General features: G+C 67.3%; 9 protein-coding genes and 1 pseudogene. 3 read left to right on the top strand and 7 right to left on the bottom strand.

Going from position 1 to position 12,431, the window contains the following annotated elements; all coding sequences use genetic code 11:
• Window positions 1–1,025: 1,025 nt before the first annotated feature.
• Window positions 1,026–2,597, bottom strand: a complete 1,572-nt coding sequence (locus B8460_RS09860; protein WP_048861425.1) for a GMC oxidoreductase — start codon at window positions 2,595–2,597, stop codon at window positions 1,026–1,028.
• A 43-nt stretch (window positions 2,598–2,640) separates the two neighbouring features.
• Window positions 2,641–3,636: an SDR family oxidoreductase gene (locus B8460_RS09855; protein ID WP_048861424.1), complete on the bottom strand. Its 996-nt coding sequence runs from the start codon at window positions 3,634–3,636 to the stop codon at window positions 2,641–2,643.
• 411 nt (window positions 3,637–4,047) lie between these two features.
• Here B8460_RS09855 and B8460_RS09850 point away from each other — a divergent pair, with 411 nt between their 5' ends.
• From B8460_RS09850 to B8460_RS09840, 3 genes are all read left to right on the top strand, one after another.
• Entirely contained in the window at window positions 4,048–4,551 is a 504-nt protein-coding gene (locus B8460_RS09850) for a YciE/YciF ferroxidase family protein (RefSeq protein ID WP_048861423.1), read from the top strand.
• A 180-nt stretch (window positions 4,552–4,731) separates the two neighbouring features.
• Window positions 4,732–5,466 carry a Crp/Fnr family transcriptional regulator gene (locus B8460_RS09845; RefSeq protein ID WP_048861422.1) on the top strand — a complete coding sequence of 245 codons (735 nt, stop codon included), beginning with the start codon at window positions 4,732–4,734 and terminating at the stop codon, window positions 5,464–5,466.
• A 166-nt stretch (window positions 5,467–5,632) separates the two neighbouring features.
• Window positions 5,633–8,188 (top strand): hybrid sensor histidine kinase/response regulator, encoded by a 2,556-nt coding sequence (locus B8460_RS09840; protein ID WP_084623443.1) that lies wholly within the window; start codon window positions 5,633–5,635, stop codon window positions 8,186–8,188.
• 83 nt (window positions 8,189–8,271) lie between these two features.
• Here the strand turns inward: B8460_RS09840 and B8460_RS09835 are convergent, their stop codons facing one another.
• From B8460_RS09835 to B8460_RS23380, 5 genes and pseudogenes are all read right to left on the bottom strand, one after another.
• On the bottom strand, window positions 8,272–9,501 hold the full coding sequence (locus B8460_RS09835; protein ID WP_048861420.1) for an MFS transporter: 1,230 nt from the start codon (window positions 9,499–9,501) through the stop codon (window positions 8,272–8,274).
• A complete protein-coding gene (locus tag B8460_RS09830; RefSeq protein WP_241771163.1) occupies window positions 9,498–9,821 on the bottom strand; it encodes a hypothetical protein in 324 nt (107 codons plus the stop codon). The genes B8460_RS09835 and B8460_RS09830 overlap by 4 nt, the downstream gene beginning before the upstream one ends.
• 7 nt (window positions 9,822–9,828) lie before the next feature.
• Complete coding sequence (locus tag B8460_RS09825) at window positions 9,829–10,392, bottom strand: isochorismatase family protein (protein WP_048861418.1); 564 nt, start codon at window positions 10,390–10,392, stop codon at window positions 9,829–9,831.
• Window positions 10,393–10,449: 57 nt separating this feature from the next.
• Window positions 10,450–10,902 (bottom strand): MarR family winged helix-turn-helix transcriptional regulator, encoded by a 453-nt coding sequence (locus B8460_RS09820; RefSeq protein ID WP_048861417.1) that lies wholly within the window; start codon window positions 10,900–10,902, stop codon window positions 10,450–10,452.
• Between the two features lie 357 nt (window positions 10,903–11,259).
• Window positions 11,260–12,221: pseudogene (locus B8460_RS23380) on the bottom strand (IS5 family transposase); the annotation flags it as partial.
• Between the last annotated feature and the right edge of the window lie 210 nt (window positions 12,222–12,431).

Genomic DNA, 12,431 nt, shown 5'->3' with positions numbered 1-12,431 from the left:
GGAGTTCAGACGTGTGCTCTTCCGATCTGACTTCCGTGACGGCGGCGGCGGCGCTGCTGCCGGGCCGGTTGCTGCGGCGCGCGGGGCCGCCGCAGCCGGTCGCGTCGTTCCGGGGCGTGCAGATCGACGATCCGCGGCTGGCGGAGGTTCTGTCGCCGGACGCGCCGTTGCTGTGCCTGTATGAGGGCACGCTGCACGGCGAGGGGCCGGTGTGGGAGCCGGCGCGCGCGCGGCTGTTGTGGTCGGATGTGTCGAATCGCCGGCTGCTCGCGTGGCATCCGGACGGGCGCGTGACGGTCGCCATCGACGCCACGTATTTCATGAACGGCAACGCGATCGAGGCGGACGGGCACATCGTCCATTGCGAGCACGGACGGCGCTGCATCAGCCGGTCGGACGGCGACGGCGCGCCTGTGCCGTTCGTCACGCATTACGAGGGCAGGCGGCTCAATTCGCCCAACGACGTGACCGTTGCCGGCGACGGCGCGATCTGGTTCACCGATCCCACCTTCGGCCTGCTGATGCCGAGCCAGGGCAGCCTCGCGGAGCCGGAACTGGATCACCGCAGCCTCTATCGGATTCCGCCCGGGGCGTGCGCGCCACGGCGCATGGCGGATTTCGAGCAGCCGAACGGTCTGGCCTTCGCGCCGGACGGGCGCACGCTGTACGTCTCCGACACCTCGCTTGCGCTGCGCGACATACCGGGCGAGGAGACCGGCGGGCTGCATCAGATCGAGGCGTTCGACGTGGGCGCGGACGGCGCGCTCACGAACCGGCGTTTCTTCTGTCACACCGATCACGGCTGCCCGGACGGGTTCACGGTCGATCGGCGCGGCTGGGTTTGGACGACGGCAGCGGACGGGATTCACGTGCTGGCGCCGGATCGCACGCGTCTGGGATACATCCCGGTATCGCGCGTCTGCGCCAACTGCGCGTTCGGCGGGACGGACGGGCGGCGGCTTTTCATCGCGGCGACGGATCTGCTGCTGGCGATCGACCTTCTTTGAGCTGTCGTGGCGGCGCCGTCAGCCCAGCCGCGCCTTGATGTGGTCGGCGACGCGCAGGGCGTTGGCGATGATGGTCAAAGTGGGATTTACCGCGCCGATCGACGGGAAGAAGCTGGCGTCCGCGACGTAGAGATTGTCGAGCTCGTGCGCGCGGCAGTCGAGGTTGAGGACCGAGGTCGCGGGATCGGTGCCGAAGCGGCATGTACCGGCCTGGTGCGCGGTGCCGCTGAGCGGAATGTCCTTGCCGAGATACAGGCTGCGTTCGAGAAGGTTCGGACGTGCGCCGATCGGTTCCAGCAGGTCCTCGAGCTTGCGGCGCAGCCGCCGCGGCGCCTCGTCGTCGCCCTCGGTCACGTCGAGCACGACCTTGTCGCCGTCGTAGAAGATGCGGTTGCCGGGACGCGGCAGGTCCTCGCTCTGCAGCCAGAAATCCATCGAATGCTCGGCCATCTTGTCGAACGGCATATCCGGCATCCAGCCCAGCCACGCGGGCAGCGCCTCGGCCTTGATCTGGTCGGCGTGGGAGGTCGCGCACATCTGGATCAGGCCGATGGGATGCGGCCAGTCCTTTTCGCCGAAGTAGAAGTCGCTGACGGCGAGCGTCTTCTGGAACACCGTGGGATTGGGCTCTTTCAGCAGCGCCATCAGCACGCTCATGGTATGGCGCATGTAGTTGCGGCCGACCTGTCCGGAGCCGTTGGCCAGGCCGTGCGGGTGCTTGTCGTTCGCCGAGCGCAGGAGCAGAAGCGCCGAACTCAGCGCGCCGCAGGCGACGACGACGACATCGGCGGTGTACTCCTCCGTCCGGCCGTCGCGCTGGACGCGCACGCCCGTCACGGCGCGGCCCGACGGATCGGTGAGCAGCCGCTCTGCATAGGCGCCGGTAAGCAGCGTGAAGTTCGGATGCGCCGCCCGCGTGGGATCGACGCAGATGACCTGTGCGTCGGCTTTGGCGTTAATCGGGCAGGGGAAGCCGTCGAAGGCATCGCAGCGGATGCAGGGGCTGTGCGTGGTCGCGCTGCCGTCCGGGTTCTGGTCAAGCTTGATGCCGAGCGGCAGATGGAACGGGTGCAGGCCTTCGCGCAGCAGGGTGTCGTTGAGCGCCTGTATGCGGGGTTCGTGCAGGACGGGCGGATAGGCGTAGGGTTGGCTCGACCAGGGTTCGGTCGGGTCCTCGCCACGTTGGCCGTGGACGTGGAACAGCGCCTCCGCCTCGCAATAATACGGCTCGAACACGTCGTAGCCGAGGGGCCAGGCGGGCGAGATGCCGTCCACATGGCGGATTTCACCGAAGTCGCGTTCGCGCAGGCGGAACAGGGCGGCGCCGTAGACCTTTGAGTTGCCGCCCACGCAGTAATGCAGCCCGGGACGGAATGACTCACCCGCCTTGCCGTACCATGTGTCCGGGGCCTGATAGGCGGCATCGACGAAGACGGTCCTGGCGTCCCAGTTGGCACGCGAGCGCGGCAAATAGTGGCCGCGTTCGAGCATCAGGATGCGTTTGCCGGTGGGCGCCAGGCGCTGGGCGAGGGCGCCCCCGCCCGGACCGCTGCCGATGACGATCAGGTCGTAGTGGTCACGTGTCGTCATAGCGTCGATCCCGTCGTACGTGGCGCCGCGTCCTCGTGCCGCGCTAGATGCGCAGCCGCTTGGCGAGCAGGTGGATGCCGGTCACGACGCCGATGCCCGCCGCCGCCCAGAACGCGGTGCGGTGGCGATCGGTGAACATCTCCCAGCTGCCGAGTTTGGACTGTTTGTCGAAGCGGCCGTGGGCGCCGTAATTCCCGGGCACGGCCGTGAAGAGGTTGGCCGGCGCGTCCGCGGGAAGACGCTCGTCCGTGAGCTGCCCGTCGTAGCCGGCCGTGGCGAGATAGTGGTCGATGAGACCGGGGGCGATGCGGTTGGCGAGGATCGCCTTGACCGTCGGGAATCCCACCCAGACCTCACGCCGGCGATGGGTGGCGGCGAAATAGATGGCCCGCGCCGGCACCTCCGGCTCGAAGATCGGCGCGACGGGCTTGGCCTTGCGCCCCATCTTGTTCATCGCCCAGTCGAATTGCGGCGTGTTGACGGCCGGCAGGTCGACCGTCGTCAGATGGACGGCGAGCTTGTCGTGGATGATTTCCGAGCGTAGCGAGTCCGTGAAGCCGCGGATCGCCGCCTTTGCCCCGCAATAGATGGATTGCAGCGGCACGGAACGATAGGCGAGCGCGGAGCCGACATTGACGATGGTCCCGCGGTTGCGCCCGCGCATGCGCGCGAGCGCGGCCATCATGCCGTGCACCTGACCGAGATAGGTGACGCGTGTGCCGCGCTCCACCTCCTGCGGCGTCAGCTTCGACACCGGGGCGAAGACGGTCGCCATCGCGACGTTGACCCAGATGTCGATCGGGCCGAGCTCCTCCTCCGCCCGCGTTGCCGCCGCGTCGACCGCGTCGTAATCGGCCACGTCGGTCGGGATCGCGAGGGCGCGCACCCCGTGCGCCGACTGCAGCTCGACGGCGACGCGGTCCAGACGGTCCTGATCGCGCGCCAGCAGGGCCACGTCGTAGCCGTGGCGGGCAAACTCCTCGACGGTTGCCCGGCCGACGCCCGCACTCGCGCCTGTCACGACGACAACCTTGGACATGACTATTCCTTTGTGAAGCCGAGAGGGGCGCCCGCTGCGCGAGAGGCGGCATCGTGCCGTCCGTCGCGGGCGGCGTCGTACGGTATCAACCGGGCGGCGTTGCCGGGGTTGCCGCGCTCCCGAAGACGTGCGGTGACGGAGGGCGGACCGTGATGCCGCGTGGCGCGACGCCCGGCGGGTGTGCGATCGGCCAACGGCAAATGCCGCACCGCCACGGGTAAATGATGGGTGACGGTGCGAAGTCTTGTCCGCAGCAACTTGCAGCCGATGACCAGTCTGTCCTGACAAACTGAGCGCTATGTCCGAAGTTGTACATAGCCGTATTCTGTCCGCCGCGTATGGCAGAGCCCGAACCCGGCCCGACGGCGTCGCGTTGGACCAGCAGACGGTCCACCAGCATGGAGAAAGCCAATGGGACTCTTTTCGACACCGATCAAGACGCTTGACGATCTGTTCGTGCACACTCTCGAAGACATTTATTACGCCGAGAACCAGATCGTGAAGAACCTGCCGACGATGATCGGTAAGGCGAGCAATCCGGCGCTGCGCGGCGCCTTCGAGCACCACCTGGAAGAGACAAAGGAGCATGTGCGCCGCATCGAGGGCGTGTTCCGCGCCCTCTCCCTGGAGGTCACGTCGACCGACTGCCCCGCGATCGACGGCATCCTGAAGGAAGCAAAGGAAATTATCTCCGATTGCGGCGACGCCGAGGTGTGCGATGCGGCAATGCTGTCGGCGGCTCAGGCGGTCGAGCATTACGAGATGACGCGTTACGGCACGCTGATCGCCTTCGCGCGCCAACTGGGTCACGACGAGTGCATCCGGCTGCTCGACAAGACACTGGGCGAGGAAAAGGCGGCGGATCAGAAGCTGACCCAGATTGCCGATACGCAGGTCAACCGCCGGGCGGCCTGACGGCGTCAGGCTTTTCCGGGCCGGCAGGGCGGGCGGCGTGCGGGCCGCCCGCCCTTTTGTTCCTGGCATACGGCGGATGACTGGACATTCCGTGGCCGCAGTGGTCTGATCGCAGCATGGCCGTTTGGGGCGGCTGGCTGGGGTGACGAAGGCCGGTGTAGTACGGCCAACAGGGGACGAATGCCACAGGGCCCGGAGAACCTGCTTCTCGCATCGCTGGTTGCGGGCGGATGGAGGCTGCCGGAATCGGAGATGGAGGCGGTGCCTCTCCCGCTCGGCGAGCCTATCCATATCAGGGACGGCGGCGGGGCAGGGCGGATCACCTTCGTCGACGAGGGAGTGGTATCGCTCGTCATGCACGACGAGGCGGGGCGTCCGGCAGAAGTCGGGACCGTGGGCAGGGAGGGGTTGGTTGGCGTGCCGCTGCTGCTCGGGGCGACGGTGACGCCATACACGGCATTCGTGCAGATCGCCGGGCGAGGCCGGCGCGTGGATTATCCGACATTCAGGCGGTGGTGCGAGGATGATCCCGCTTTCCGCGAAACCATCAGCCGGTATGTCTATTTCAGGTTGTTGCTGAGTTATCAGAACACCGCCTGCAACGCGCTGCACACCGCGGAGCAGCGGGTGGCGCGGTGGCTGCTGATGACCACGCGACGCACAAGCCCCCGCTTCGCGCTGAAGCAGGACTATCTGGCGATGATGCTGGGCGTGCGCCGGGCGACCGTCAGTGTCGTGTGTGCCGGCCTGAAGCAGCAGGGGCTGATCGACTACAGCCGCGGCATGGTTCTCGTGCGCGACGTGCCGGGGTTGATGCGGCTGTCATGCTCGTGTTTCGCGGCCTTCGATGAGTTCCATCGCAGCCTCATCGCCGAAGCGGTGCCTTCGCCCGCATCGCCCGCCGTCGCGCTGTGACGCGTCCCGCTTATGCGCGGTATCGTACCGCGCATTGTTGAACATGCGGGCCGCGCGGGGGTGTGGCAACCTGATACCCCTCGCTCGTTAGCTAGTCTGTGCCCGCGACGGTCGGGCCAGCGTCCCTTCCATCGCCGTCCATCGAGCGCACGGCAGAGCGACCAGCATGGCAACAGGCATGTGTCTGCATCCCGACGAACACGTCGACGACCCGTTCCTGCTGGCGATGGGCGACAGCCTGACGGCGGGACTGGTGCGGGCGTACGATTGGGCGGCGACGGCGCTGGGGCCGCTGCGGACCTGGCCGCAGAGCCTGCGCACCGCGACCGGCATCGTGCTGCATTCCCCCGTCCCGATCGTCATGCTGTGGGGCGCGGATGGCTACATGATTTGCAACGATGCCTATTCGCGGTTCGCGGGCAGCCGGCATCCGACGCTGCTGGGCAGTCGCGTGCGCGAGGGCTGGGCGGAGGTCGCGGATTTCAACGACCACGTGATGAAGGTCGGTCTCGCCGGCGGCACGCTCGCTTATCGCGATCAGGAACTGACGCTGTGGCGGCACGGCGTGCCGGAACAGGTTTGGATGAACCTCGACTATTCGCCGGTATTCGACGAGGCCGGCGTGCCGGCCGGTGTCATCGCGATCGTGGTGGAGACGACCGAGCGTGTCCTAGCCGACCGCCACAGCGCCGCCGAGCAGCTCCGGCTGCGCGCCATGTTCGAGCAGGCGCCCGGCTTCATGGCTCTGCTGGAGGGTCCGCAGCACGTCTTCTCCCTGGCCAACAGCGCGTATTTGCGGCTGGTCGATCAGCGCGAGTTCATCGGCCTGCCGGTTCGCATCGCGCTGCCGGAACTGGAGGGGCAGGGTTTTCTGGATTTGCTGGACCGCTGTTATGCCACGGGGGAGCCCTTCGTCGGCAGCGAGGTGAAGGTCGCGCTGCGCAGCGGCCCGGCGGGCGCCCTGGTCGAACGGTTCGTCGATTTCGTCTATCAGCCGATCCGTGACCGTAACGGCGACGTGACCGGCCTGTTCCTTCAGGGCTCGGACGTGTCGGACCGCGTGCGCGCCGCCGCCGCGCTGCGCGAGAGCGAGCGACGCTTTCGCGAGGTCGCCGATGCGGCGCCGGTCTTTATCTGGGCGGCGGATGCGTCGGGCGCGCGCTACTGGTTCAACCGCCCGTGGCTGGCGTTCGCCGGCGTCGATCCCGAGACGGAGGTCGGGGAGGGGTGGGTCGCACGGGTGCATCCCGACGACCGGGCGCGGTATCTTGCGATCTGCGGCGACGCACGGGCGCGCCGCGTGCCGTTCCGCACGGATGTGCGGATGCGCCATTATGACGGCACGTACCGCGTGCTGGACGATACCGGCGTGCCGCGCTTTGCCGCCGATGGCGCCTTTGTCGGCTTCATCGGCTACAGCGTGGATGTCACCGCGAGCCGGCGGACGGAGGCCGACCTGCGGGCGCTGAAGAACACGCTGGAGGCACGGGTCGAGGAGCGCACGGCGGAGCTGGCCACGGCCAACCGGCGACTGATCGCGCAGATCGAGGAGCGCCACCGGGTGGGGATGCTGTTGCAGCACATGCAGCGGCTGGAGGCGGTGGGGCAGATCACCGCGGGCGTGGCGCACGACTTCAACAATCTGCTGACCGTCATCCTCGGCAGCATCGACGTGATCGACCGGTCGCTCGTGCGGGCGGGGGATGATCAGCGGGCCCGCGACCGGCTGGGCTATATCAAATCCGCCGCCGAGCGGGGGGCGAACCTGATTCAGCAGCTGCTCGCGTTTTCGCGTCGGCAGAAGCCGGAGCTGCGGCAACTCGACCTGCGCGACATGATCATGGGCATGCGTGATCTGCTGACCAGTTCGCTGGGCAACGGCGTGCGGCTGGAGACCGATCTGTCGGCGGAGACGGGGCCGGTGCTGGTGGACCCGACGCAGCTTGAACTCGTGATCCTCAATCTGGCGATCAATGCGCGCGATGCGATGCCCGAGGGCGGCACGCTGACGATCGCGACATCCAGCGTCGCGGTCACCGACGGCCGTCACCGGCGCGGGCCGCCGGTCGGGGCGTATGCGGTGATCGCGGTGATCGACACCGGATGCGGCATGACGCCCGATCTGCTGGCGCGGGTGCCGGAGCCGTTCTTCACGACGAAGCCCGCCGGCAAGGGCTCGGGCCTCGGTCTCGCGCAGGTATACGATTTCGCGCGCAACGCGGGTGGCGACGTCGACATCGAGAGCAGTCCGGGGCGCGGGACCACCGTGCGGGTCTATCTGCCCCACGGCGCCGTCGCGCCGGACGCGCGGCCGCACCGGGCCGGGGGCAGCGCGCGCCCCGCGCCGTCCGCGCCGCTCGGGCATCTGCTGCTGGTCGATGACGACGGCGCGGTGCGTGACGTGATGGCGGCAATGCTCGAGGAGATCGGATGCAGCGTCAGGACGGCCGGCAGCGGCGGCGCCGCGCTCGATCTGCTAGAGAGCAGCGCGGCGATTGATCTGCTGATCGTCGATTACGCGATGCCGGGCATGAACGGCGTCGAGGTGGCACGCGAGGCCGCCGCGCTGCGGCCCGCGCTGCCGGTCCTGTTCGTCAGCGGCTATGCCAACGCCGCCGGGATGGCGAGCATCGATCCCGCGCGCGTCGTGCAGAAGCCGTTCCGGGACGGCGATCTGGCGGAACGGGTGCGGGCTCTGCTGCAGCCGGAGAACGCGCTCTAGGGCCCGGCGGCGCGGTGCGGCAATGGGTTCATGCGGGCCGCCCGATGCCGCGAAGACCGCCGTTCCGGCGCGGCGCGGACCGCTCAGCGGCGGGAAGTCCCCCTAAAGTGCGGAGCAAGGAATCCGACGGCTACCGTGGCGGCGGCGAACCCCGAGGCGGCTCCGACACCGAGCGCCCAGCGCGGGCCGAACGTGTTCGCCACCCATCCCACGATCGGTGCGCCGATCGGCGTGCCTCCCAGCGCGATGCCGACGCGCAGCGCCATCACCCGCCCACGCATGGCGGGCTCGGTTGAAAGCTGCATCATGCTGTTTGTCGTGTTGGTGACGGTAAGCGCCGCCACGCCGATGACGACCAGAGTGCCGGCGAAGAGCCAATAGCCTGGCGCAACGGCAGCCAGCGTGCAGCCGATCCCGAACACCCCCGCACCGATCAGAAGTAGGTCGAAACCAGGTCTCTTCCGGCCCGCGCCCAGCAGGGCGCCGGGCACCGTGCCGATCGCCATGATCGACGACAGCAGGCCATAGCCGCGCGCATCGGCATGGAAGACGCTGACCGCCATGGTCGAGATGAAGATCGGGAAGTTCAGGCCAAAGGTCCCGATCAGAAACAGCATGATCAGGATCGTCCGAAGATCCGGGCGTCCCCACACATATCGCAACCCTTCGGCGAAGCTCCCTCGGGTCCGCCCCGCCCTCGGATTCGGGTGAAGCTCCGAGACGCGCAGGAAAGCGAGCGAGATCAATACCGCGAGGAAGGAAGCGCCGTTGATCAGGAACGCCCAGCCTGTGCCGCTCGCGGCGATGACGAGGCCGGAGACGGCCGGCCCGATCATCCGCGCGCCATTGAACGAGGTGGAGTTGAGCGCCACCGCGTTGTGCAGGTCCGCGTCCCCAACCAGTTCGGCGACGAAGGTCTGACGCACGGGCGCATCGAACGCCGCCGCGCAGCCAAACAGGAAAGCGAAGGCATCGACATGCCAGAGCCGAACGACCCCGGCGACGGTCAGCACCCCCAGCGCCAGGGCCAGGGCGCCCATGGTCGCCTGTGTGGCAATCAGCAGCCTACGCTGGTTGAAATGGTCGGCGGCGTATCCGGTCCAGGGCAGCAGAAGCAATTGCGGCCCGAATTGCAGCGCCATCACCAGGCCGACGGCCGACGCGTCGTGATGCGTCAGTTGGGTGAGTACCAGCCAATCCTGGGCCGTGCGCTGTACCCAGGTGCCCACATTGGAGACGAAGGCGCCGCCCGCCCAGAGGCGATAATTGTAGTTGCGCAGGGACCGGAAGATGCCCGCACGGCGAGCCTTCATGGCTGCGCCGGCTGATTCCCGCCATGGAAGCGGCCAAAGTGCCTGGCCGAAAAAAGCGCGACGAGGAAGGCGCCGGCGCCGAGGGCGATGACATCGTTAGCATTTTGCAATCCGAAATCACCCACCCGGCAGACGAGCAGATAGCCGACGACGATGTTGACGGAGCCCCAGAGGACGTTGACGGTCGACGAGGAGAGACCCTGACCCGGCGGCCTGGCGAATGGGCTCTGAAATGGACGCCCCATCATGCCGCTGACGAAGTGAGGGATCGCATTCGCCAGGAAAGCGCCGCCGAAGAAATGGGACAGTAGATCAAGCATAGGCATCTCAGGCACGCCTCGTCGCGAGGAGATCGATAATCTCTTGGCTCGATCCGGTCTCGCCGAGGCGTGGAAACACGTTGCGTAGGCTGTAGTCGTGCGCTTCGATGCGTGCGTCGGTCATGGCGTCGAGCGCAAGGGTCACGTTCAAGCCTTGTTCGTATGCTTGCCGCGCCGTCGCCTCGACGCCGGTCGCGGTCGCCACACCTGCGATCACCACTTGCGTGACGCCTCGCGCCTTCAACTGGGCCTCGAGGTCGGTACTGGCGAAGGCGCCCCAGGTCCGCTTTGTCACGACGATGTCGCCGGGTTGCCGGTTCAGTTCCGGGATGAGGTCGGTCCATCCGTCCGGAAGCGCTCCCGTCCGGAGCGGCTGTTCCGTGCGGCCCGGCGCCCCTCCGGCGACAGTGACGAGCACGACCGGCAGGCCGTGCTCGCGGAAGGCGTCAGCCAGCGCACGCGCTCGTTCGATGACGCCGTCGATGGGGTGGACGAGGGGCAGGCCGACGATGCCCTTCTGCAGATCGACGATGATCAGCGCCGTATTGGGATCGAGTGTCGTCAGGGCCATTCGATTGTCTTTCCATGTTCAAAACGCGTCCGGCGGGGCTTGCATCCGTGGCCGTCTTCAATCCTCGACAAGCCGCATGAGCAGGTCGACGGCTTTGGCGACCTCCTCCTGCTCCTGGGGCGAGAGCCGCGCCTGGAGCGCCCGGGTGAGCCAGTCCTGGCTCGCGGCACGTCCCTCTTCGATCCATTTGCGACAGGCCTCCGTCAGCGAGTGAAGCGTCTGCCGACCGTCCGTGGGGTCCGGCGTTCCACGCACGAGACCGGCGCCTTCGAGGGCGACAAGGAGCGGGGCCATCGACTGCGGCCGCATCCCTTCCGCGCGGGCGAGGTTCGACGCCGTGGCCGGGCCGTATTTTTCCAGCCGAAGCAACACCGACACTTGAGAGGGTGGGAGGTCGCCGGCACGCGCCTGCTCTCGTAAGCGTCGCTTCAACTTGCCCACCAGGGCGCGCAGATCCTGCGCCAGGGTCGATGGCCGGATGGCGCGCTGATGGTCTTGTCCACGCTTCATGTCGCGCTGTTTGGCACATAGACAGGCAATCTGTAAAGACAATCTGTTCAGATTTGCTGAATAGTTGCGTGGACGTCTTGGGGCGCGGTTGCGGCGTCGGGCGGAGCGCTCTCAGTCATGATGGGAAGGGCATGTCGCACAACCGCCCCGGGGAAGGCGTATTTTCGCCTGGGAAGGCCTCGAACCCGGCCGGCTCACGACCAACGCCGTTCAGGAGCTGGCAAGCTGCTGAAGAAAGCCGACGGTGGAGGATGATCTTTTCTGCTCGGCTCTTTCTCGTTCTACCGTGGTTGATGCTGCATTCCTCAGTCTGGTGCGCCTGAGCTGTTCGGCGCTGTTCGTTGGGAGTTGGAGCAGTCATGCGGGCGCGGCTGCCAGCAGGCTTGGCAGTCGGATCAGATTGTAAGCGGTGATTGCCAGGTCGAATTGCCAACCGACCCGGTTGCGGCCGCGATGCTTGGTCTGCCGCAATCCGGCTGATCCCTTGATCCAGCCGAATACCTCCTCGATCCGTTTGCGCACGCGCTGGCTCGCGGCATAGCCAGCATGGCGCATCGTGCCTCCGTCCACGCCTGAGCCGCGTCGCTTGCCCAGCTTCGACACGCGCCCATCGACCGCGACATGCGGAGTGACCCGGCGCGCCCGCAGGGCGGCGATAAAGCTCGCGACGTCGTAGCCCTTGTCCGCGCCCAGCGTGATCCGCCAGCCCGGCGCCATCTGGTCCACCAGGATAAGCGCGGCGTCGCGTTCGGCCGTGGCGGTTGCGTGGGTCAGGCAGCTCCGGGCAACGAGCCCGTTGCGGTTCTCCATGAGTACGTGCCCGGCATACGCCATGATGCTGGCCTGCCCGTCCGACTTGCGCGCGAGCCGGGCATCGGGGTCGGTGGTGCTGGCATGCGTCTCGTTGCTGCGCTTCTGGCCGCGCCAGTTGCGCTCGGCGTTGCGACCTGCAGGCGGCGTGCCGGGTCATCGCCGCACGGCGGCACGGCATCGGTGTTGGGCTTGGGCTAGAACGACTTGTGGCTGGCTCAAGCCTGGATGAGCGTGCCGTCGACCGAGAAATGCTCGTCAGACATGAGCGCCTTGATCCGAGGCTGCGCGACCACCGCCGCCAGCAGGCGCTGCGCCACGTCACCGTCCAGCCGGCGGTCCGGGTTCTTGCTGAACGTACTCGCATCCGAGATCGGCGCGTCCATCGACAAGCCGACGAACCAGCGGAGCAGCAGGTTGTAGTCCAGCTGCTTCATCAGTTGCCGCTCGGACCGGACCGAGTAGAGCGCCTGCAGCAGCAGCGCCCGCAGCAGCTTCTCCGGCGCAAGCCCAGCCCAAGTGCAGCGCCACCCCGGCCGACATTGATCGGAGCGGCCGGCCGAACTCAATCAGAACAGGTCGCCGACATCCCGCCCGAATCACCGGCCAACCTCGTCGGCATCCACAATTCCCATCTAGTCCCAGGTGATTCAAGGGCGCGAACCGTTCAATCCCGCGCTGTCGAAGGCTGCGCGGGATAGACGTGGATATTCTTAATT

The organism is Acidisphaera rubrifaciens HS-AP3 (assembly GCF_000964365.1).
Lineage (GTDB): Bacteria > Pseudomonadota > Alphaproteobacteria > Acetobacterales > Acetobacteraceae > Acidisphaera > Acidisphaera rubrifaciens.
The sequence above is the reverse complement of the archived record's forward strand: the minus strand, read 5'-3'. Positions and strand labels throughout refer to the sequence as shown.